The organism is Streptomyces recifensis, assembly GCF_002154615.1.
GTDB lineage: Bacteria > Actinomycetota > Actinomycetes > Streptomycetales > Streptomycetaceae > Streptomyces > Streptomyces griseoluteus.
Map to the genome: position 1 here is coordinate 25407 of NZ_MUNH01000012.1, position 17916 is coordinate 43322.

Annotated in this window: 31 protein-coding genes and 1 pseudogene; all 32 read left to right on the forward strand. The window is 66.6% G+C overall.

Annotated elements, in window-relative coordinates:
• Positions 1-400: 400 nt before the first annotated feature.
• Positions 401-709, forward strand: coding sequence for a 30S ribosomal protein S10 (gene rpsJ / locus CCN33_RS00665; RefSeq protein ID WP_003948644.1), 309 nt, complete (start codon positions 401-403; stop codon positions 707-709).
• Positions 710-726: 17 nt separating this feature from the next.
• On the forward strand, positions 727-1371 hold the full coding sequence (rplC, locus tag CCN33_RS00670) for a 50S ribosomal protein L3 (protein WP_030811658.1): 645 nt from the start codon (positions 727-729) through the stop codon (positions 1369-1371).
• Positions 1372-1376: 5 nt separating this feature from the next.
• Positions 1377-2033, forward strand: a complete 657-nt coding sequence (gene rplD / locus CCN33_RS00675) for a 50S ribosomal protein L4 (protein WP_030811662.1) — start codon at positions 1377-1379, stop codon at positions 2031-2033.
• On the forward strand, positions 2033-2452 hold the full coding sequence (rplW, locus tag CCN33_RS00680; RefSeq protein WP_030811665.1) for a 50S ribosomal protein L23: 420 nt from the start codon (positions 2033-2035) through the stop codon (positions 2450-2452). Before rplD ends, rplW begins: the two co-directional genes overlap by 1 nt.
• A 40-nt stretch (positions 2453-2492) precedes the next feature.
• The gene (gene rplB, locus CCN33_RS00685) at positions 2493-3329 is read left to right on the forward strand and encodes a 50S ribosomal protein L2 (protein ID WP_086690003.1); all 837 of its coding nucleotides are present in this window, start codon (positions 2493-2495) and stop codon (positions 3327-3329) included.
• Between the two features lie 12 nt (positions 3330-3341).
• Positions 3342-3623, forward strand: a complete 282-nt coding sequence (gene rpsS / locus CCN33_RS00690) for a 30S ribosomal protein S19 (RefSeq protein ID WP_003948639.1) — start codon at positions 3342-3344, stop codon at positions 3621-3623.
• A gap of 44 nt (positions 3624-3667) precedes the next feature.
• Positions 3668-4015, forward strand: coding sequence for a 50S ribosomal protein L22 (gene rplV / locus CCN33_RS00695; protein ID WP_003974262.1), 348 nt, complete (start codon positions 3668-3670; stop codon positions 4013-4015).
• A complete protein-coding gene (gene rpsC, locus CCN33_RS00700; protein WP_030811675.1) occupies positions 4015-4845 on the forward strand; it encodes a 30S ribosomal protein S3 in 831 nt (276 codons plus the stop codon). The genes rplV and rpsC overlap by 1 nt, the downstream gene beginning before the upstream one ends.
• A 5-nt stretch (positions 4846-4850) precedes the next feature.
• Positions 4851-5270: a 50S ribosomal protein L16 gene (gene rplP / locus CCN33_RS00705; protein ID WP_030811678.1), complete on the forward strand. Its 420-nt coding sequence runs from the start codon at positions 4851-4853 to the stop codon at positions 5268-5270.
• Positions 5270-5494, forward strand: coding sequence for a 50S ribosomal protein L29 (rpmC, locus tag CCN33_RS00710; protein WP_007494763.1), 225 nt, complete (start codon positions 5270-5272; stop codon positions 5492-5494). Before rplP ends, rpmC begins: the two co-directional genes overlap by 1 nt.
• Entirely contained in the window at positions 5491-5775 is a 285-nt protein-coding gene (gene rpsQ, locus CCN33_RS00715; protein ID WP_030811683.1) for a 30S ribosomal protein S17, read from the forward strand. Before rpmC ends, rpsQ begins: the two co-directional genes overlap by 4 nt.
• A 109-nt stretch (positions 5776-5884) precedes the next feature.
• Positions 5885-6253, forward strand: a complete 369-nt coding sequence (gene rplN / locus CCN33_RS00720; RefSeq protein ID WP_003992364.1) for a 50S ribosomal protein L14 — start codon at positions 5885-5887, stop codon at positions 6251-6253.
• A 2-nt stretch (positions 6254-6255) separates the two neighbouring features.
• Complete coding sequence (gene rplX / locus CCN33_RS00725) at positions 6256-6579, forward strand: 50S ribosomal protein L24 (RefSeq protein WP_018543913.1); 324 nt, start codon at positions 6256-6258, stop codon at positions 6577-6579.
• Positions 6579-7136 (forward strand): 50S ribosomal protein L5, encoded by a 558-nt coding sequence (gene rplE / locus CCN33_RS00730; protein WP_007494758.1) that lies wholly within the window; start codon positions 6579-6581, stop codon positions 7134-7136. The genes rplX and rplE overlap by 1 nt, the downstream gene beginning before the upstream one ends.
• Positions 7137-7141: 5 nt before the next feature.
• On the forward strand, positions 7142-7327 hold the full coding sequence (locus CCN33_RS00735) for a type Z 30S ribosomal protein S14 (RefSeq protein ID WP_003948630.1): 186 nt from the start codon (positions 7142-7144) through the stop codon (positions 7325-7327).
• A 212-nt stretch (positions 7328-7539) separates the two neighbouring features.
• Positions 7540-7938, forward strand: a complete 399-nt coding sequence (gene rpsH / locus CCN33_RS00745) for a 30S ribosomal protein S8 (protein WP_030811690.1) — start codon at positions 7540-7542, stop codon at positions 7936-7938.
• A 24-nt stretch (positions 7939-7962) separates the two neighbouring features.
• Positions 7963-8502 carry a 50S ribosomal protein L6 gene (gene rplF, locus CCN33_RS00750; protein WP_030811694.1) on the forward strand — a complete coding sequence of 180 codons (540 nt, stop codon included), beginning with the start codon at positions 7963-7965 and terminating at the stop codon, positions 8500-8502.
• Between the two features lie 3 nt (positions 8503-8505).
• Entirely contained in the window at positions 8506-8889 is a 384-nt protein-coding gene (gene rplR, locus CCN33_RS00755; protein WP_030811697.1) for a 50S ribosomal protein L18, read from the forward strand.
• A 41-nt stretch (positions 8890-8930) separates the two neighbouring features.
• Positions 8931-9536: a 30S ribosomal protein S5 gene (gene rpsE, locus CCN33_RS00760; protein WP_007494753.1), complete on the forward strand. Its 606-nt coding sequence runs from the start codon at positions 8931-8933 to the stop codon at positions 9534-9536.
• Complete coding sequence (gene rpmD / locus CCN33_RS00765; protein ID WP_003974250.1) at positions 9536-9718, forward strand: 50S ribosomal protein L30; 183 nt, start codon at positions 9536-9538, stop codon at positions 9716-9718. Before rpsE ends, rpmD begins: the two co-directional genes overlap by 1 nt.
• Positions 9719-9720: 2 nt before the next feature.
• The gene (rplO, locus tag CCN33_RS00770) at positions 9721-10176 is read left to right on the forward strand and encodes a 50S ribosomal protein L15 (RefSeq protein WP_031180865.1); all 456 of its coding nucleotides are present in this window, start codon (positions 9721-9723) and stop codon (positions 10174-10176) included.
• Positions 10177-10376: 200 nt separating this feature from the next.
• Complete coding sequence (secY, locus tag CCN33_RS00775) at positions 10377-11690, forward strand: preprotein translocase subunit SecY (RefSeq protein WP_086690005.1); 1314 nt, start codon at positions 10377-10379, stop codon at positions 11688-11690.
• The gene (locus tag CCN33_RS00780) at positions 11690-12355 is read left to right on the forward strand and encodes an adenylate kinase (RefSeq protein WP_086690007.1); all 666 of its coding nucleotides are present in this window, start codon (positions 11690-11692) and stop codon (positions 12353-12355) included. Before secY ends, CCN33_RS00780 begins: the two co-directional genes overlap by 1 nt.
• Positions 12356-12460: 105 nt before the next feature.
• Positions 12461-13297 carry a type I methionyl aminopeptidase gene (gene map / locus CCN33_RS00785; protein WP_086690009.1) on the forward strand — a complete coding sequence of 279 codons (837 nt, stop codon included), beginning with the start codon at positions 12461-12463 and terminating at the stop codon, positions 13295-13297.
• A gap of 106 nt (positions 13298-13403) precedes the next feature.
• Positions 13404-13562, forward strand: a pseudogene (locus CCN33_RS30870) (type I methionyl aminopeptidase); the annotation flags it as partial.
• A gap of 153 nt (positions 13563-13715) precedes the next feature.
• Positions 13716-13937 (forward strand): translation initiation factor IF-1, encoded by a 222-nt coding sequence (gene infA / locus CCN33_RS00790; protein WP_003948620.1) that lies wholly within the window; start codon positions 13716-13718, stop codon positions 13935-13937.
• 60 nt (positions 13938-13997) lie between these two features.
• Positions 13998-14111: a 50S ribosomal protein L36 gene (rpmJ, locus tag CCN33_RS00795; protein WP_003974245.1), complete on the forward strand. Its 114-nt coding sequence runs from the start codon at positions 13998-14000 to the stop codon at positions 14109-14111.
• A 187-nt stretch (positions 14112-14298) separates the two neighbouring features.
• Positions 14299-14679: a 30S ribosomal protein S13 gene (rpsM, locus tag CCN33_RS00800; RefSeq protein ID WP_018543922.1), complete on the forward strand. Its 381-nt coding sequence runs from the start codon at positions 14299-14301 to the stop codon at positions 14677-14679.
• Positions 14680-14749: 70 nt separating this feature from the next.
• Positions 14750-15154 (forward strand): 30S ribosomal protein S11, encoded by a 405-nt coding sequence (gene rpsK / locus CCN33_RS00805; protein WP_003956432.1) that lies wholly within the window; start codon positions 14750-14752, stop codon positions 15152-15154.
• Positions 15155-15283: 129 nt separating this feature from the next.
• A complete protein-coding gene (locus CCN33_RS00810) occupies positions 15284-16306 on the forward strand; it encodes a DNA-directed RNA polymerase subunit alpha (protein ID WP_003966937.1) in 1023 nt (340 codons plus the stop codon).
• A gap of 179 nt (positions 16307-16485) precedes the next feature.
• Positions 16486-16971 carry a 50S ribosomal protein L17 gene (gene rplQ, locus CCN33_RS00815; protein WP_030811710.1) on the forward strand — a complete coding sequence of 162 codons (486 nt, stop codon included), beginning with the start codon at positions 16486-16488 and terminating at the stop codon, positions 16969-16971.
• Between the two features lie 90 nt (positions 16972-17061).
• On the forward strand, positions 17062-17910 hold the full coding sequence (gene truA, locus CCN33_RS00820) for a tRNA pseudouridine(38-40) synthase TruA (RefSeq protein WP_086690010.1): 849 nt from the start codon (positions 17062-17064) through the stop codon (positions 17908-17910).
• Positions 17911-17916: the final 6 nt, after the last annotated feature.

Here is a 17916-nt window from a genome sequence, read left to right on the forward strand (position 1 = left end):
GTTTGACCTGCGTCACTATCGGGGTAATCTACTCGGCTCGATTGGCCAGGGGGGTAGGCCATATGGCAGACTGTCCGAGTTGCTCGGTCGAGTGTTGATGCTGCGCGCCTCCCGCCGGGAGGACCGGAAGCGAGTCCCACAGTACTCGTCAACCCCCTGGGGTTGGACGTACGGGAATCTTCCGGGAAGCGTGGGCGCAATACCGACCAGGCGCCCGGTGGGCCTTCCGCCCCCGGTCCGCGGTTCCGGCAGGGCCGTGTGCATTCCCTGGAGGGATGTCCCAGTGATGGGCATTTGCGTCAGCGGCAGTGCGACACGCCCGACCGCGTGGGTCGGAGAGAAGGCAGTGTGAAACTGCCGGGTTCCAGAGCGTGAGAGAAGACAGGACTACTGAGTAGCCATGGCGGGACAGAAGATCCGCATCCGGCTCAAGGCCTACGACCACGAGGTCATCGACTCCTCGGCGAAGAAGATCGTCGAGACGGTGACCCGCACTGGTGCGTCGGTCGCGGGCCCGGTGCCGCTGCCCACTGAGAAGAACGTGTACTGCGTCATCAAGTCGCCGCACAAGTACAAGGACTCGCGCGAGCACTTCGAGATGCGCACGCACAAGCGCCTGATCGACATCCTCGACCCGACGCCCAAGACCGTTGACTCCCTGATGCGACTCGACCTCCCGGCCGGTGTCGACATCGAGATCAAGCTCTAAGGGTCGGTGATCTGAGAATGGCTAAGCAGATCAAGGGCATCCTGGGCGAGAAGCTCGGCATGACGCAGGTGTGGGACGAGAACAACCGTGTTGTTCCGGTCACCGTCGTCAAGGCCGGCCCCAACGTCGTCACCCAGGTCCGTACGAACGACGTCGACGGCTACGAGTCGGTCCAGATCGCCTTCGGCGAGATCGACCCGCGCAAGGTGAACAAGCCCCTCAAGGGCCACTTCGCCAAGGCCGACGTCACCCCGCGCCGCCACCTGGTGGAGCTCCGCACCTCCGACGCCAGCGACTACACGCTGGGCCAGGAGATCACTGCCGAGGTCTTCGAGTCGGGCGTCAAGGTCGACGTCACCGCGAAGAGCAAGGGCAAGGGCTTCGCCGGTGTCATGAAGCGCCACAACTTCAAGGGTGGCAAGGCGTCCCACGGTGCCCACCGTGTGCACCGCATGCCCGGTTCCATCGGTGGCTGTGCCACCCCCGGTCGTGTCTTCAAGGGCATGCGCATGGCGGGTCGCATGGGCAACGAGCGGGTCACCACCCAGAACCTGACCGTTCACGCCGTTGACGCGGAGAAGGGCCTGCTCCTCATCAAGGGCGCGGTTCCTGGTCCGAACGGCGGCCTCGTCCTGGTCCGCACCGCGGCCAAGGGGGCCTGAGGACTATGAGCACCATTGACATTCTGTCGCCCTCCGGCGACAACGCCGGGACCGTAGAGCTCCCGGCCGAGATCTTCGACGTCGAGAAGATCAGCGTTCCGCTGCTTCACCAGGTCGTCGTCGCGCAGCTTGCCGCCGCCCGTCAGGGCACGCACAAGGTCAAGCGTCGTGGCGAGGTCCGCGGTGGCGGTAGGAAGCCCTACCGTCAGAAGGGCACCGGCCGCGCGCGCCAGGGTTCGACCCGTGCGCCGCAGTTCGCCGGCGGTGGCGTCGTCCACGGCCCCACGCCGCGTGACTACTCGCAGCGGACCCCGAAGAAGATGAAGGCCGCGGCCCTGCGCCACGCCCTCACCGACCGGGCCCGCAACGCTCGTATCCACGTCATCACCGGCGTGGTCGAGGGCGACACCCCCTCCACCAAGGCCGCGAAGAGCTTCCTCGGCAAGGTCAGCGAGCGCAAGAACGTGCTCCTGGTCATCGAGCGCTCCGACGAGGCCGCGCTGCTTTCCGCGCGCAACCTGCCCCAGGTCCACATCCTGGAGCCGGGCCAGCTGAACACGTACGACGTTCTCGTCTCGGACGACGTGGTCTTCACCCAGGCCGCTTTCGAGTCCTTCGTGTCCGGCCCGAAGGCCAATGACACCGAAGGGAGCGAAGCCTGATGGCTACGCGCCACCCGAGCATCGCCTCGAAGGCCGCCAAGGCCGCCAAGGCCGCGCGCGTCGCCAAGGCGAAGCGTCACGCCACCGAGGGCAAGAACACCGTCGAGACCCCGCTGAGCAAGTCCTTCACGGACCCCCGTGACGTGCTGCTCAAGCCGGTCGTCTCGGAGAAGAGCTACGCGCTCCTCGACGAGGGCAAGTACACGTTCATCGTCGCCCCCAACGCCAACAAGACCCAGATCAAGCAGGCCGTCCAGGCGGTCTTCGACGTCAAGGTCACCGGGGTCAACACGATCAACCGCCAGGGCAAGCGCAAGCGCACGAAGACCGGTTTCGGTCAGCGTGCCGGCAGCAAGCGCGCGATCGTGACCCTCGCCGAGGGCGACCGTATCGACATCTTCGGCGGTCCGACCGCCTGACGGCGGTCTGGATCGTCCGATATCGGACGAGGACTGAGAAATGGGAATCCGCAAGTACAAGCCGACTACGCCGGGCCGTCGTGGCGCCAGCGTCGCCGACTTCGTCGAGGTCACGCGGTCCACGCCGGAGAAGTCGCTGGTCCGCCCCCTGCACAGCAAGGGCGGCCGTAACAACGCCGGTCGTGTGACCGTTCGCCACCAGGGTGGCGGACACAAGCGCGCCTTCCGAGTGATCGACTTCCGTCGTCACGACAAGGACGGCGTGCCGGCGAAGGTCGCGCACATCGAGTACGACCCCAACCGCACCGCGCGCATCGCGCTGCTGCACTACGCGGACGGCGAGAAGCGCTACATCCTCGCCCCGCGCAACCTGCAGCAGGGCGACCGCGTCGAGAACGGTCCGGGCGCCGACATCAAGCCGGGCAACAACCTGGCGCTCCGCAACATCCCGGTCGGTACCACGATCCACGCGATCGAGCTCCGTCCCGGTGGCGGTGCCAAGTTCGCCCGCTCCGCCGGTGCGTCCGTGCAGCTCCTTGCGAAGGAGGGCTCCATGGCCCACCTCCGCATGCCGTCCGGCGAGATCCGTCTCGTCGACGTGCGCTGCCGCGCCACCGTCGGTGAGGTCGGCAACGCCGAGCAGAGCAACATCAACTGGGGTAAGGCCGGCCGTAAGCGGTGGCTGGGCGTTCGCCCGACCGTCCGTGGTGTGGTCATGAACCCGGTCGACCACCCGCACGGTGGTGGTGAGGGCCGGACCTCCGGTGGTCGCCACCCTGTGTCCCCGTGGGGCAAGAAGGAAGGCCGTACTCGTTCGCCCAAGAAGGCGTCGAACAAGTACATCGTCCGCCGCCGCAAGACGAACAAGAAGCGCTAAGGACGGGTTGAGATGCCTCGTAGCTTGAAGAAGGGGCCCTTCGTCGACGACCACCTGATCAAGAAGGTGGACGTCCAGAACGAAGCCGGCACCAAGAACGTCATCAAGACCTGGTCCCGTCGCTCGATGATCGTCCCGGCGATGCTGGGCCACACGATCGCGGTGCACAACGGCAAGACCCACATCCCGGTGTTCGTCACCGAGTCGATGGTCGGCCACAAGCTCGGCGAGTTCTCGCCGACCCGCACCTTCCGCGGCCACGTCAAGGACGACCGGAAGTCGAAGCGCCGCTAGTAGCGGATCGCATTCAGACACGTAAGTAACTGAGAGGGACAACCATGGAAGCCAGGGCCCAGGCGCGGTACATCCGCGTTACGCCCATGAAGGCCCGCCGCGTGGTGGACCTTATCCGTGGCATGGATGCCACGGAGGCTCAGGCTGTTCTGCGATTCGCTCCGCAGGCAGCCTCCGTGCCGGTCGGCAAGGTGCTCGACAGCGCCATTGCCAACGCCGCGCACAACTACGACCACACCGACGCCGACAGCCTCTTCATTTCCGAGGCCTACGTCGACGAGGGCCCGACCCTGAAGCGGTTCCGGCCGCGCGCCCAGGGCCGTGCCTACCGGATCCGCAAGCGGACCAGCCACATCACCGTGGTCGTCAGCAGCAAGGAAGGAACCCGGTAATGGGCCAGAAGGTAAACCCGCACGGGTTCCGGCTCGGTGTCACGACCGACTTCAAGTCGCGTTGGTACGCCGACAAGCTGTACAAGGACTACGTCAAGGAAGACGTGGCCATCCGTCGCATGCTGACGCAGGGCATGGAGCGCGCGGGCATCTCCAAGGTGGAGATCGAGCGCACCCGTGACCGTGTCCGCGTGGACATCCACACCGCGCGTCCGGGCATCGTCATCGGCCGCCGTGGTGCGGAGGCCGACAAGATCCGCGGTCAGCTCGAGAAGCTGACGGGCAAGCAGGTCCAGCTGAACATCCTCGAGGTCAAGAACCCCGAGACGGATGCCCAGCTCGTGGCCCAGGCCGTCGCCGAGCAGCTTTCCTCGCGTGTCTCCTTCCGCCGTGCCATGCGTAAGAGCATGCAGTCGGCGATGAAGGCCGGCGCCAAGGGCATCAAGATCCAGTGCGGTGGCCGCCTCGGTGGCGCCGAGATGTCCCGCTCGGAGTTCTACCGCGAGGGCCGTGTGCCCCTGCACACGCTCCGCGCGAACGTGGACTACGGCTTCTTCGAGGCCAAGACGACCTTCGGACGCATCGGCGTGAAGGTCTGGATCTACAAGGGCGACGTCAAGAACATCGCCGAGGTCCGCGCCGAGAACGCTGCGGCCCGTGCGGGTAACCGCCCGGCCCGTGGCGGCGCCGACCGCCCGGCCCGTGGTGGCCGTGGCGGCGAGCGTGGCGGGCGCGGTCGCAAGCCGCAGCAGGCTGCCGGCGCCGAGGCCCCCAAGGCCGAGGCTCCCGCTGCCGCCGCTCCGGCTGAGAGCACCGGAACGGAGGCCTGACCGTCATGCTGATCCCCCGTAGGGTCAAGCACCGCAAGCAGCACCACCCGAAGCGCAGTGGTATGGCCAAGGGTGGCACGCAGGTCGCGTTCGGCGAGTACGGCATCCAGGCGCTGACCCCGGCGTATGTGACGAACCGTCAGATCGAAGCGGCTCGTATCGCCATGACCCGCCACATCAAGCGTGGCGGCAAGGTCTGGATCAACATCTACCCGGACCGTCCCCTCACCAAGAAGCCTGCCGAGACCCGCATGGGTTCCGGTAAGGGTTCCCCGGAGTGGTGGATCGCCAACGTCAAGCCCGGACGCGTCATGTTCGAGCTGTCGTACCCCAACGAGAAGATTGCGCGTGAGGCCCTCACTCGTGCGGCCCACAAGCTGCCGATGAAGTGCCGGATCGTCAAGCGCGAGGCAGGTGAAGCGTGATGTCGGCCGGTACCAAGGCGTCCGAGCTGCGCGAGCTGGGCAACGAGGAGCTTCTTGCGAAGCTCCGCGAGGCCAAGGAAGAGCTGTTCAATCTCCGCTTCCAGGCGGCGACTGGCCAGCTCGAGAACCACGGCCGTCTGAAGGCGGTCCGCAAGGACATCGCGCGGATCTACACCCTGATGCGCGAGCGTGAGCTGGGCATCGAGACGGTGGAGAACGCATGAGCGAGAAGAACGTGACTGAGAACGCAGAGGCCCGCGGCTTCCGCAAGACCCGTGAGGGTCTCGTCGTCAGCGACAAGATGGACAAGACCGTCGTCGTCGCCGTCGAGGACCGCGTGAAGCACGCGCTGTACGGCAAGGTCATCCGCCGTACGAACAAGCTCAAGGCCCACGACGAGCAGAACGCCGCCGGCGTCGGCGACCGTGTCCTCCTCGCGGAGACCCGGCCGCTGTCCTCGACGAAGCGCTGGCGCATCGTCGAGATCCTCGAGAAGGCCAAGTAATTCCTGCGGGGAAAATCCCGCAGGACAGTTCCGCCAGGCTCGGCCGGGGTTCCCGTTCCCTTGAGAACGGGCCCCCGGCCGGGAACCGGCAGACAAACAGGAGATAGACGTGATCCAGCAGGAGTCGCGGCTGCGTGTCGCCGACAACACTGGTGCGAAGGAGATCCTTTGCATCCGTGTGCTCGGTGGCTCCGGTCGCCGCTACGCGGGCATCGGTGACGTCATCGTCGCCACCGTCAAGGACGCGATCCCCGGCGGCAACGTGAAGAAGGGTGACGTCATCAAGGCGGTCATCGTTCGCACCGTCAAGGAGCGCCGCCGTCCGGACGGCTCGTACATCCGCTTCGACGAGAACGCCGCTGTCATTCTCAAGAACGACGGCGACCCTCGCGGCACCCGTATCTTCGGCCCCGTCGGCCGTGAGCTGCGCGAGAAGAAGTTCATGAAGATCATCTCGCTCGCGCCGGAGGTGCTGTAAGCATGAAGATCAAGAAGGGCGACCTGGTCCAGGTCATCACCGGTAAGGACAAGGGCAAGCAGGGCAAGGTCATTGCCGCTTACCCGCGCGACGAGCGTGTCCTGGTCGAGGGTGTCAACCGGGTCAAGAAGCACACCAAGGCCGGCCCCACCGCCAGCGGTTCGCAGGCGGGCGGCATCGTCACGACCGAGGCGCCCATCCACGTCTCCAACGTCCAGCTGGTCGTTGAGAAGGATGGCAACAAGGTCGTCACGCGTGTCGGCTACCGCTTCGACGACGAAGGCAACAAGATCCGCGTTGCCAAGCGGACGGGTGAGGACATCTGATGGCTACCACCACCACTCCGCGTCTGAAGACGAAGTACCGCGAGGAGATCGCGGGCAAGCTGCGTGACGAGTTCAAGTACGAGAACGTCATGCAGATCCCCGGCCTCGTCAAGATCGTGGTCAACATGGGTGTGGGCGACGCCGCCCGCGACTCCAAGCTGATCGAGGGCGCCATCCGCGACCTCACCACGATCACCGGTCAGAAGCCGGCCGTCACCAAGGCCCGCAAGTCCATCGCGCAGTTCAAGCTGCGCGAGGGTCAGCCGATCGGTGCCCACGTCACGCTCCGTGGCGACCGCATGTGGGAGTTCCTGGACCGCACCCTGTCGCTGGCGCTTCCGCGCATCCGCGACTTCCGCGGCCTGTCCCCCAAGCAGTTCGACGGCCGTGGCAACTACACCTTCGGTCTCACGGAGCAGGTCATGTTCCACGAGATCGACCAGGACAAGATCGACCGCGTCCGGGGTATGGACATCACCGTGGTCACCACGGCGACCAACGACGCTGAGGGCCGCGCGCTCCTTCGTCACCTCGGCTTCCCGTTCAAGGAGGCGTGAGCGAGATGGCGAAGAAGGCTCTTATCGCTAAGGCTGCTCGCAAGCCCAAGTTCGGTGTGCGTGGCTACACGCGCTGCCAGCGCTGCGGCCGTCCGCACTCCGTGTACCGCAAGTTCGGCCTCTGCCGCGTGTGCCTTCGTGAGATGGCTCACCGTGGCGAGCTGCCGGGCGTGACCAAGAGCTCCTGGTAATCCCCTTAAACAGGGATTCCTGAAGCTCTCGGTAAGCAACTGGGTCGACAGAGGCCCGCCCCCACATGCCGTAGGCTTGCGGGGTCGGGCGTCTGTCGCGCCCGTACGACTTACTACGCCGTAGGTCCACCGCGCCGCACCCGTCCCGTCCCGGATCGGGGAGAGGGATGGCGCACCAGGAAACCCCGGCGAGAGAGGCCGAAGGCCAATTCATGACCATGACTGATCCGATCGCAGACATGCTTACGCGTCTGCGGAACGCGAACTCGGCATACCACGACTCCGTGACGATGCCGTCCTCGAAGATCAAGTCTCACATCGCAGAGATCCTCCAGCAGGAGGGCTTCATCACGGGCTGGAAGGTCGAGGACGCCGAGGTCGGCAAGAACCTCGTCCTGGAGCTGAAGTTCGGCCCCAACCGTGAGCGCTCCATCGCGGGGATCAAGCGCATCTCCAAGCCCGGTCTCCGGGTTTACGCGAAGTCCACCAACCTGCCGAAGGTGCTCGGCGGCCTGGGCGTGGCGATCATCTCCACGTCGCACGGTCTCCTCACCGACAAGCAGGCCGGCAAGAAGGGCGTGGGTGGGGAAGTCCTCGCCTACGTCTGGTAACGGAAGGGAACGGAGGAAACAGCTATGTCGCGTATTGGCAAGCTCCCCATCACGGTTCCCGCCGGCGTGGACGTCACCATCGACGGCCGTACGGTCGCGGTCAAGGGCCCCAAGGGCTCGCTGACCCACACCGTCGTCGCGCCGATCGACATCGTCAGGGATGAGGACGGCACCCTCGCGGTGACCCGTCCCAACGACGAGCGTCAGAACAAGGCCCTGCACGGCCTGTCCCGCACGCTGGTGGCGAACATGATCACCGGCGTGACCCAGGGTTACGTGAAGAAGCTCGAGATCAGCGGTGTCGGTTACCGCGTCACGGCCAAGGGCTCGAACCTCGAGTTCGCGCTCGGCTACAGCCACCCGATCGTCGTCGAGGCGCCCGAGGGCATCACCTTCAAGGTGGAGAGCCCGACCCGCTTCCAGGTCGAGGGCATCGACAAGCAGAAGGTCGGCGAGGTTGCGGCCAACATCCGCAAGCTGCGCAAGCCCGACCCGTACAAGGCCAAGGGTGTCAAGTACGAGGGCGAAGTCATCCGCCGCAAGGTCGGAAAGGCGGGTAAGTAAGCCATGGCATACGGACAGAAGATCCTCAAGGGCGACGCCTACAAGCGCGCCGCGATCAAGCGCCGCCACATCCGGATTCGCAAGAACATCTCCGGTACGGCGGAGCGTCCGCGTCTGGTCGTGACCCGTTCCAACCGTCACATCGTGGCGCAGGTGATCGACGACCTCAAGGGCCACACCCTGGCCTCCGCGTCCACGCTGGACGCGTCGGTCCGGAGCGGCGAGGGCGACAAGTCGGCGCAGGCCAAGCAGGTCGGCGCCCTGGTCGCCGAGCGTGCCAAGGCCGCCGGCGTCGAGGCTGTCGTGTTCGACCGTGGTGGCAATCAGTACGCCGGGCGCATCGCCGCCCTGGCGGACGCCGCCCGCGAAGCCGGCCTGAAGTTCTGAGCCGGTTCCGTAGCTAGCGGAAACAGAGAGAGGTAATTCCAATGGCTGGACCCCAGCGCCGCGGTGGCGGTGCCGGTGGCGGCGAGCGGCGGGACCGGAAGGGCCGTGACGGCGGCGCAGCCGCCGCCGAGAAGACCGCTTACGTTGAGCGCGTTGTCGCGATCAACCGTGTCGCCAAGGTTGTGAAGGGTGGTCGTCGCTTCAGCTTCACCGCGCTGGTCGTGGTGGGCGACGGTGACGGCACCGTGGGTGTCGGTTACGGCAAGGCCAAGGAGGTGCCGGCCGCCATCGCCAAGGGTGTTGAGGAGGCCAAGAAGCACTTCTTCAAGGTCCCCCGTATCCAGGGCACCATCCCGCACCCCATCCAGGGTGAGAAGGCTGCCGGCGTCGTGCTGCTCAAGCCCGCGTCCCCGGGTACCGGTGTTATCGCCGGTGGTCCGGTGCGTGCCGTGCTCGAGTGCGCCGGTATCCACGACATCCTGTCGAAGTCCCTGGGCTCCGACAACGCGATCAACATCGTGCACGCCACCGTGGCGGCCCTCAAGGGCCTGCAGCGTCCCGAGGAGGTCGCGGCCCGCCGCGGTCTGCCGCTCGAGGACGTCGCCCCCGCGGCTCTGCTGCGTGCGCGTGCCGGGGCTGGTGCGTAATGGCACAGCTCAAGATCACGCAGGTCAAGTCCTACATCGGCAGCAAGCAGAACCACCGTGACACCCTGCGTTCCCTTGGTCTCAAGGGGATCAACACGCAGGTCGTCAAGGAGGACCGCCCCGAGTTCCGCGGCATGGTGCACACCGTCCGCCACCTCGTGACGGTCGAGGAGGTCGACTGATCATGGCGGAGCAGAACCCGCTCAAGATCCACAACCTCCGTCCGGCCCCCGGCGCCAAGACCGCGAAGACCCGTGTCGGTCGTGGTGAGGCGTCGAAGGGTAAGACGGCCGGTCGTGGTACCAAGGGCACGAAGGCCCGTTACCAGGTTCCGGAGCGCTTCGAGGGTGGCCAGATGCCCCTCCACATGCGTCTTCCGAAGCTGAAGGGCTTCAAGAACCCGTTCAAGACCGAGTTCCAGGTCGTGAACCTCGAGAAGCTGGCCGCGCTCTACCCCGAGGGTGGCGAGGTCACCGTCGAGGGTCTGGTGGCCAAGGGTGCCGTTCGCAAGAACAGCCTCGTCAAGGTCCTGGGCCAGGGCGAGATCTCCGTGGCGCTGCAGGTGACGGTCGACGCCGTCTCCGGTTCCGCCAAGGAGAAGATCACCGCTGCCGGCGGTACGGTCACCGAGCTGGTCTGAGGCCCTCAAGGGTCCCTCAAGGTCACTCGATGACACAGACGATCCCGACCGGGGATACCCCACACTGGGGTATCCCCGGTCGGTCGTTCCTAGGGGGGCGGTGTCGCCGGTAAGGTGGGTGCGCTGTTCTCTTCCACTTATTCGTCGAACCTCTAGACCGTCACCCTTGACGCACTTGCGCGGGGGTCGCAGGAGGCACCGTGCTCACCGCGTTCGCCCGGGCGTTCAGGACGCCCGACCTGCGCAAGAAGCTGCTCTTCACGCTGGCCATCATCGTGGTCTATCGGGTCGGTACCCACATCCCGATCCCCGGCGTCAATTACAAGGCCGTCCAGACCTGCGTGACCGAGGCCTCCGGCAACCAGGGCCTGTTCGGTCTGGTCAACATGTTCAGTGGTGGAGCGCTGCTCCAGATCACGATCTTCGCCCTCGGCATCATGCCGTACATCACGGCGAGCATCATCCTTCAGCTCCTCACCGTGGTGATCCCGCGTCTGGAGGCCCTCAAGAAGGAGGGTCAGTCCGGCACCGCGAAGATCACGCAGTACACCCGCTACCTGACCGTGGCGCTCGCCATCCTGCAGGGCACCGGCCTGGTGGCCACCGCCCGCAGCGGCGCGCTGTTCAGCGGCTGCACGGTCGCCGGGAACATCGTCCCGGACCAGGCGATCTTCACCACGATCACCATGGTGATCTGCATGACCGCCGGTACGGCGCTGGTGATGTGGCTCGGTGAGCTGATCACCGACCGCGGCATCGGCAACGGCATGTCGATCCTGATGTTCATCTCGATCGCCGCGACCTTCCCGTCCGCGCTGTGGGCCATCAAGAAGCAGGGCACGCTGGCCGGCGGCTGGATCGAGTTCGGCACCGTCATCCTGGTCGGCCTGGTCATGGTCGCGCTCGTGGTCTTCGTGGAGCAGGCCCAGCGCCGCATCCCGGTGCAGTACGCGAAGCGCATGATCGGCCGCCGGTCCTACGGGGGTACGTCGACGTACATCCCGCTGAAGGTCAACCAGGCCGGTGTGATCCCGGTCATCTTCGCCTCGTCGCTGCTCTACATCCCGGCGCTGATCGCGCAGTTCGCCGGCGGCGACTCGGGCTGGAAGCGCTGGATCACGGCGAACCTGACCAAGGGCGACCACCCGATCTACATCTCGCTGTACTTCCTTCTCATCGTGTTCTTCGCGTTCTTCTACGTGGCGATCTCCTTCAACCCCGAGGAAGTCGCCGACAACATGAAGAAGTATGGTGGCTTCATTCCGGGTATCCGGGCAGGCCGGCCGACCGCTGAGTACCTGAGTTACGTGCTCAACCGGATCACCTGGCCGGGCTCGCTGTATCTGGGTCTGATCGCTCTCGTACCGACGATGGCGTTGGTTGGCTTCGGAGCAAGTCAGAACTTCCCCTTCGGCGGGACCAGCATCCTGATCATCGTGGGTGTCGGACTCGAGACGGTGAAGCAGATCGAGAGCCAGCTCCAGCAGCGCAATTACGAAGGGTTCCTCCGCTGATGCGTATCGTCCTCGTCGGGCCGCCGGGTGCCGGTAAGGGAACGCAAGCCGTCCGTCTCGCCGAGAAGCTGGGCGTACCGCACATCTCCACGGGCGACCTGTTCCGCGCCAACATCTCTCGGCAGACGGAGCTGGGCAAGCTGGCCAAGTCCTACATGGACGCGGGCAACCTCGTCCCGGACGAGGTCACCATCGCCATGGCCAAGGACCGCATGGAGCAGCCGGACGCCAGGAACGGCTTCCTGCTCGACGGCTTCCCGCGCAATGTCTCCCAGGCCCAGGCGCTGGACGAGCTGCTGCAGAGCGAGGGCATCAAGCTGGACGCCGTCCTGGACCTGGAGGTCCCGGAGGAAGAGGTCGTCAAGCGGATCGCCGGCCGGCGCATCTGCCGCAACGACTCCTCGCACGTCTTCCACGTGACGTACAGCGGGCCGAAGAAGGAAGGCGTCTGCGACGTCTGCGACGGCGAGCTGTACCAGCGCGACGACGACTCCGAGGACACCGTCCGCAAGCGGCTCGAGGTCTACCACTCGCAGACCGAGCCGATCATCGACTACTACAAGGCGCAGGGGCTCGTCGTGACGATCTCCGCCCTGGGCCCGGTGGACGAGATCACCAAGCGGGCGCTGGAGGCTCTCAAGCGCGAGAAGGCCGGCAGCGAGTAAGACCCCCCCGGTCCTTCCGGCCGCGGTGCCCGCCCTGGGCGCCGCGGCCGTAGTGTTGTGCAGGTAACCCAGTCGGTGACGAGTGACGGAGAGCGCAGGCCCCCCATGGTGCAGATCAAGACCCCCGAGCAGATCGCGAAGATGCGGGCGGCGGGCCTGGTCGTCGCCGCGATCCACGCGGCCACCCGCGAGGCTGCGGTGCCCGGCGCGTCCACCAAGGACCTGGACGACGTGGCGCGCAAGGTGCTGGACGAGCACGGCGCGAAGTCGAACTTCCTCGGGTACGGCGGGTTCCCCGCGACCATCTGCACCTCGGTCAACGACGTGGTGGTGCACGGCATCCCCTCCGAGAACGTCGTCCTGAACGACGGCGACATCATCTCCATCGACTGCGGCGCCATCGTGGACGGCTGGCACGGTGACGCGGCCTACACCGCCTTCGTCGGCTCGGGGCACGCGCCGGAGCTGGTCGAGCTGTCGCGGGTGACCGAGGAATCGATGTGGGCGGGGATCGCCGCGATGAAGCCGGGCAACCGGCTGGTCGACATCTCCCGCGCGATCGAGACCTACATCCGCCGGCAGCCGAAGCCGGGCGGCGGCAAGTACGGCATCGTCGAGGACTACGGCGGCCACGGCATCGGCACCGAGATGCACATGGACCCGCACCTGCTGAACTACGTCGAGCGGCGCCGCGGCAAGGGCCCCAAGCTGGTCCCCGGCTTCTGCCTCGCCATCGAGCCCATGGTCTCCCTCGGCACCCCCCGCACGAAGGTCCTCGAGGACGACTGGACGGTCATCACCACCGACGGCACCTGGTCCTCCCACTGGGAACACTCGGTGGCGCTCACCGAGCAGGGCCCTCTGGTCCTGACCGCCCCGGACGGCGGCAAGGCGAAGCTCGCGGAGTACGGCGTCACGGCCGCTCCTGATCCGCTCGCCTGAGGGGAGGCCCCGCGCCGCGACCGCCGGTCGGAGGCCGGCGCCGCCGCTCGAAGCTTGTGAGGCGCCTCGGCGCCGAAACCCGCGAGAGGGGCGTCGAGAATGGGTCGACTGGACGGTCATCACCACCGACGGCACCTGGTCCTCCCACTGGGAACACTCGGTGGCGCTCACCGAGCAGGGTCCCCTGGTCCTGACCGCCCCGGACGGCGGCAAGGCGAAGCTCGCGGAGTACGGCGTCACGGCCGCTCCTGATCCGCTCGCATAACGATCAGTGGTATGGGGCAGAATTCTTCGATTCGTTTTTCCGGGTGGCCTGACGTAGACTGACTCGTCGGCTCTCGTGCACCCGCATGTCCGCATGCGCCCGCAAGGGAAAGGTGTGGGAGTCGATCAAGGTAGTCGATTCGAAGGGCGAAGCGTGGCCAAGAAGCAAGGTGCCATCGAGATCGAGGGCACTGTCGTCGAGTCTCTGCCGAACGCCATGTTCAAGGTCGAGCTCCAGAACGGCCACCAGGTCCTGGCACACATCAGCGGCAAGATGCGTATGCACTACATCCGCATCCTCCCTGACGACCGGGTCGTGGTGGAGCTGTCTCCGTACGACCTGACGCGTGGCCGGATCGTCTACCGGTACAAGTAGATCTTGCCCGCATCCCGGCTCGCGCCGGGGTGATGGCACTGACCCGGAGAACCTCACCCCATGAAGGTCAAGCCGAGCGTCAAGAAGATCTGCGACAAGTGCAGGGTGATCCGCCGTCACGGCCGGGTCATGGTCATCTGCGACAACCCGCGCCACAAGCAGCGCCAGGGCTGACGCACGGCCGAACCCTCTGCACTCATCGCAGAGTTTCGCGCGACGCAAGCTGAATTGTTCATACGCAGAGCCCGAGCCAACCAGCTCGACACCCTCGGTCGGAGGCCGAGGACCCGGTTCGTACCTCATACGGCGGCCGGGAGCCGGTTCTGTGGAAGACCTCCGAAGAATCACCAGGAGCCATTGAATGGCACGCGTTTCCGGTGTTGACATCCCGCGCGAAAAGCGCGTGGAGGTCGCCCTCACCTACGTGTTCGGCATCGGCCGGACCCTCTCCCAGGAGACGCTGGCTGCGACCGGCGTCGACCCGAACACCCGCGTCCGCGACCTGAGCGAAGAGCAGCTCGTCGCGATCCGCGAGTACGTGGACAGCAACATCAAGACCGAGGGTGACCTCCGTCGCGAGATCCAGGCCGACATCCGCCGCAAGGTCGAGATCGGTTGCTACCAGGGTCTCCGTCACCGTCGCGGCCTGCCCGTCCGCGGTCAGCGCACCAGCACCAACGCCCGCACCCGCAAGGGCCCGCGTCGCGCCATCGCCGGCAAGAAGAAGCCGGGCAAGAAGTAGTCCTCAGCGGACAACGCTTCATCAGCGGTCTTCGCTGTAGGACCGACCACCTCCCCGTAGGAGTTTGTAGATGCCCCCCAAGGGACGTCAGGGCGCTGCCAAGAAGGTGCGCCGCAAGGAAAAGAAGAACGTCGCTCACGGCCACGCGCACATCAAGAGCACGTTCAACAACACGATCGTCTCGATCACGGACCCGTCCGGCAACGTGATCTCCTGGGCCTCCGCCGGCCACGTCGGCTTCAAGGGTTCCCGGAAGTCGACGCCGTTCGCCGCGCAGATGGCCGCCGAGTCGGCTGCCCGCCGCGCCCAGGAGCACGGCATGCGCAAGGTCGACGTGTTCGTCAAGGGTCCGGGTTCCGGTCGTGAGACCGCGATCCGCTCCCTGCAGGCCACGGGCCTCGAGGTCGGCTCCATCCAGGACGTCACCCCGACCCCGCACAACGGCTGCCGCCCGCCGAAGCGCCGCCGCGTCTGACGCACAGCGCTCCGCTGCTGGTTTAGCGGTTCCGGGCGGTACGGCTCCTCACGGGGCCGTGCCGCCCGTACCCTTGCAGTACCAAGTCGGGCGTCAAATAGCGGGCGCCCCTGACTGAAGGATTCACACATGCTGATCGCTCAGCGTCCCTCGTTGACCGAAGAGGTCGTCGACGAGTTCCGCTCCCGGTTCGTGATCGAGCCGCTGGAGCCGGGCTTCGGTTACACCCTCGGCAACTCCCTCCGCCGTACCCTGCTCTCCTCGATCCCCGGTGCCGCTGTCACCAGCATCCGGATCGACGGCGTCCTGCACGAGTTCACCACCGTGCCGGGTGTCAAGGAGGACGTCACCGACCTGATCCTCAACATCAAGCAGCTGGTCGTCTCCTCGGAGCACGACGAGCCGGTCGTGATGTACCTGCGCAAGCAGGGTCCGGGTCTGGTCACCGCCGCCGACATCGCGCCCCCGGCCGGTGTCGAGGTGCACAACCCCGACCTCGTCCTCGCCACGCTCAACGGCAAGGGCAAGCTGGAGATGGAGCTGACCGTCGAGCGCGGTCGCGGCTACGTCTCCGCCGTGCAGAACAAGCAGGTGGGCCAGGAGATCGGCCGTATCCCGGTCGACTCCATCTACTCGCCGGTTCTCAAGGTCACGTACAAGGTCGAGGCCACGCGTGTCGAGCAGCGCACCGACTTCGACAAGCTGATCGTCGACGTCGAGACCAAGCAGGCGATGCGTCCCCGTGACGCCATGGCCTCCGCCGGTAAGACCCTGGTCGAGCTGTTCGGTCTCGCGCGCGAGCTGAACATCGACGCCGAGGGCATCGACATGGGTCCGTCCCCGACGGACGCCGCCCTGGCCGCCGACCTGGCGCTGCCGATCGAGGAGCTCGAGCTCACCGTTCGGTCGTACAACTGCCTCAAGCGTGAGGGCATCCACTCCGTGGGTGAGCTCGTCGCCCGCTCCGAGGCCGACCTGCTCGACATTCGCAACTTCGGTGCGAAGTCCATCGACGAGGTCAAGGCCAAGCTCGCGGGCATGGGCCTGGCGCTCAAGGACTCGCCCCCCGGGTTCGACCCGACCGCCGCTGCCGACGCGTTCGGCGCGGACGACGACGCGGACGCGGGTTTCGTGGAGACCGAGCAGTACTGAGCGCTTTGCGGGGAGGCCGTACTGCGTCCGCGGACCGGCTGTGGCCGGTCGCGCAGTTCCCCGCGCCCCTTCCGAGCGGGCCCCTTCCGGGCCTGCTCGGATCTCCGACGAGCAACCGCTCGCTCGGATACTGACCTCGGTACCTGACACGGCCGGGGCAGAACACTAGGAGAAACATCATGCCGAAGCCCTCCAAGGGTGCCCGTCTGGGCGGCAGCGCCGCGCACGAGAAGCTGCTGCTCGCGAACCTCGCGAAGAGCCTCTTCGAGCACGGCCGCATCACCACCACCGAGGCGAAGGCGCGCCGTCTGCGCCCGTACGCCGAGCGTCTGGTCACCAAGGCGAAGAAGGGCGACCTTCACAACCGCCGTCAGGTGCTCCAGGTGATCACGGACAAGAGCGTCGTCCACACGCTCTTCGCCGAGATCGGCCCGCGCTACGAGAACCGCCCCGGTGGTTACACCCGCATCACCAAGATCGGTAACCGCCGTGGCGACAACGCGCCCATGGCTGTCATCGAGCTGGTCGAGGCGCTGACGGTCGCGCAGCAGGCCACCGGTGAGGCCGAGGCCGCCACCAAGCGCGCGGTCAAGGAGTCCGAGGAGGCGAAGGTCGAGCAGACCGAGGCCACCGAGGCTCCCGCCGAGGAGTCCAAGGACGCCTGAGGCTGACGCCTGAGAGAGCGGGTCCGTCCCTGTGGGGGCGGGCCCGCTTTCACGTTTTCCCCCAGCACGGCGCCTTGAGAGGATTCCCGCGTGAGTGACGAAGCACAGCCCGGCCATGTCCGTATCCGCCTCGACCTGTCCTACGACGGCACCGACTTCCACGGGTGGGCCAAGCAGGCCGGCGGCCGGCGGACCGTACAGGGCGAGATCGAGGACGCCCTGCGCACGGTGACCCGGTCGAAGGAGACGTACGAGCTGACGGTGGCCGGGCGGACGGACGCCGGGGTGCACGCGCGGGGCCAGGTCGCCCATGTCGACCTGCCGGAGCCGGTGTGGGCCGAGCACCGGGAGAAGCTGCTGAAGCGGCTCGCCGGCCGGCTGTCCAAGGACGTACGGGTCTGGTCCCTGACCGAGGCCCCGCCCGGCTTCAACGCCCGGTTCTCCGCCGTCTGGCGGCGCTACGCGTACCGCGTCACCGACAACCCCGGCGGTGTCGACCCGCTGCTGCGGAACCATGTCCTGTGGCACGACTGGCCCTTGGACGTGGACGTGATGAACGAGGCGGCCCGCGCCCTGCTGGGCGAGCACGACTTCGCGGCGTACTGCAAGAGGCGCGAGGGCGCGACCACCATCCGCACCCTGCAGGAGCTGAGCCTGGTGCGCGGCGCGGACGGTGTGATCACGGCCACCGTGCGCGCGGACGCCTTCTGCCACAACATGGTGCGCTCGCTGATCGGCGCCCTGCTGTTCACCGGTGACGGGCACCGGGGGCCCGAGTGGCCGGGCAAGGTGCTGGCGGCCGGGGTGCGGGACTCCGCGGTGCACGTGGTGCGGCCGCACGGGCTGACCCTGGAGGAGGTCGGCTACCCCGCCGACGAGCTGCTGGCCGCCCGGAACAAGGAGGCGCGCAACCGGCGCTCGCTGCCGTCGGCGGGGTAGCCGACC

What these genes read in the sequence shown, in the direction of transcription:
- rpsJ (WP_003948644.1), top strand. Translation starts at nt 401, where the DNA reads ATGGCGGGACAGAAGATCCGCATCCGGCTCAAGGCCTACGACCACGAG.
- rplC (WP_030811658.1), top strand. Translation starts at nt 727, where the DNA reads ATGGCTAAGCAGATCAAGGGCATCCTGGGCGAGAAGCTCGGCATGACG.
- rplD (WP_030811662.1), top strand. Translation starts at nt 1,377, where the DNA reads ATGAGCACCATTGACATTCTGTCGCCCTCCGGCGACAACGCCGGGACC.
- rplW (WP_030811665.1), top strand. Translation starts at nt 2,033, where the DNA reads ATGGCTACGCGCCACCCGAGCATCGCCTCGAAGGCCGCCAAGGCCGCC.
- rplB (WP_086690003.1), top strand. Translation starts at nt 2,493, where the DNA reads ATGGGAATCCGCAAGTACAAGCCGACTACGCCGGGCCGTCGTGGCGCC.
- rpsS (WP_003948639.1), top strand. Translation starts at nt 3,342, where the DNA reads ATGCCTCGTAGCTTGAAGAAGGGGCCCTTCGTCGACGACCACCTGATC.
- rplV (WP_003974262.1), top strand. Translation starts at nt 3,668, where the DNA reads ATGGAAGCCAGGGCCCAGGCGCGGTACATCCGCGTTACGCCCATGAAG.
- rpsC (WP_030811675.1), top strand. Translation starts at nt 4,015, where the DNA reads ATGGGCCAGAAGGTAAACCCGCACGGGTTCCGGCTCGGTGTCACGACC.
- rplP (WP_030811678.1), top strand. Translation starts at nt 4,851, where the DNA reads ATGCTGATCCCCCGTAGGGTCAAGCACCGCAAGCAGCACCACCCGAAG.
- rpmC (WP_007494763.1), top strand. Translation starts at nt 5,270, where the DNA reads ATGTCGGCCGGTACCAAGGCGTCCGAGCTGCGCGAGCTGGGCAACGAG.
- rpsQ (WP_030811683.1), top strand. Translation starts at nt 5,491, where the DNA reads ATGAGCGAGAAGAACGTGACTGAGAACGCAGAGGCCCGCGGCTTCCGC.
- rplX (WP_018543913.1), top strand. Translation starts at nt 6,256, where the DNA reads ATGAAGATCAAGAAGGGCGACCTGGTCCAGGTCATCACCGGTAAGGAC.
- rplE (WP_007494758.1), top strand. Translation starts at nt 6,579, where the DNA reads ATGGCTACCACCACCACTCCGCGTCTGAAGACGAAGTACCGCGAGGAG.
- CCN33_RS00735 (WP_003948630.1), top strand. Translation starts at nt 7,142, where the DNA reads ATGGCGAAGAAGGCTCTTATCGCTAAGGCTGCTCGCAAGCCCAAGTTC.
- rpsH (WP_030811690.1), top strand. Translation starts at nt 7,540, where the DNA reads ATGACCATGACTGATCCGATCGCAGACATGCTTACGCGTCTGCGGAAC.
- rplF (WP_030811694.1), top strand. Translation starts at nt 7,963, where the DNA reads ATGTCGCGTATTGGCAAGCTCCCCATCACGGTTCCCGCCGGCGTGGAC.
- rplR (WP_030811697.1), top strand. Translation starts at nt 8,506, where the DNA reads ATGGCATACGGACAGAAGATCCTCAAGGGCGACGCCTACAAGCGCGCC.
- rpsE (WP_007494753.1), top strand. Translation starts at nt 8,931, where the DNA reads ATGGCTGGACCCCAGCGCCGCGGTGGCGGTGCCGGTGGCGGCGAGCGG.
- rpmD (WP_003974250.1), top strand. Translation starts at nt 9,536, where the DNA reads ATGGCACAGCTCAAGATCACGCAGGTCAAGTCCTACATCGGCAGCAAG.
- rplO (WP_031180865.1), top strand. Translation starts at nt 9,721, where the DNA reads ATGGCGGAGCAGAACCCGCTCAAGATCCACAACCTCCGTCCGGCCCCC.
- CCN33_RS00780 (WP_086690007.1), top strand. Translation starts at nt 11,690, where the DNA reads ATGCGTATCGTCCTCGTCGGGCCGCCGGGTGCCGGTAAGGGAACGCAA.
- map (WP_086690009.1), top strand. Translation starts at nt 12,461, where the DNA reads ATGGTGCAGATCAAGACCCCCGAGCAGATCGCGAAGATGCGGGCGGCG.
- rpmJ (WP_003974245.1), top strand. Translation starts at nt 13,998, where the DNA reads ATGAAGGTCAAGCCGAGCGTCAAGAAGATCTGCGACAAGTGCAGGGTG.
- rpsM (WP_018543922.1), top strand. Translation starts at nt 14,299, where the DNA reads ATGGCACGCGTTTCCGGTGTTGACATCCCGCGCGAAAAGCGCGTGGAG.
- rpsK (WP_003956432.1), top strand. Translation starts at nt 14,750, where the DNA reads ATGCCCCCCAAGGGACGTCAGGGCGCTGCCAAGAAGGTGCGCCGCAAG.
- CCN33_RS00810 (WP_003966937.1), top strand. Translation starts at nt 15,284, where the DNA reads ATGCTGATCGCTCAGCGTCCCTCGTTGACCGAAGAGGTCGTCGACGAG.
- rplQ (WP_030811710.1), top strand. Translation starts at nt 16,486, where the DNA reads ATGCCGAAGCCCTCCAAGGGTGCCCGTCTGGGCGGCAGCGCCGCGCAC.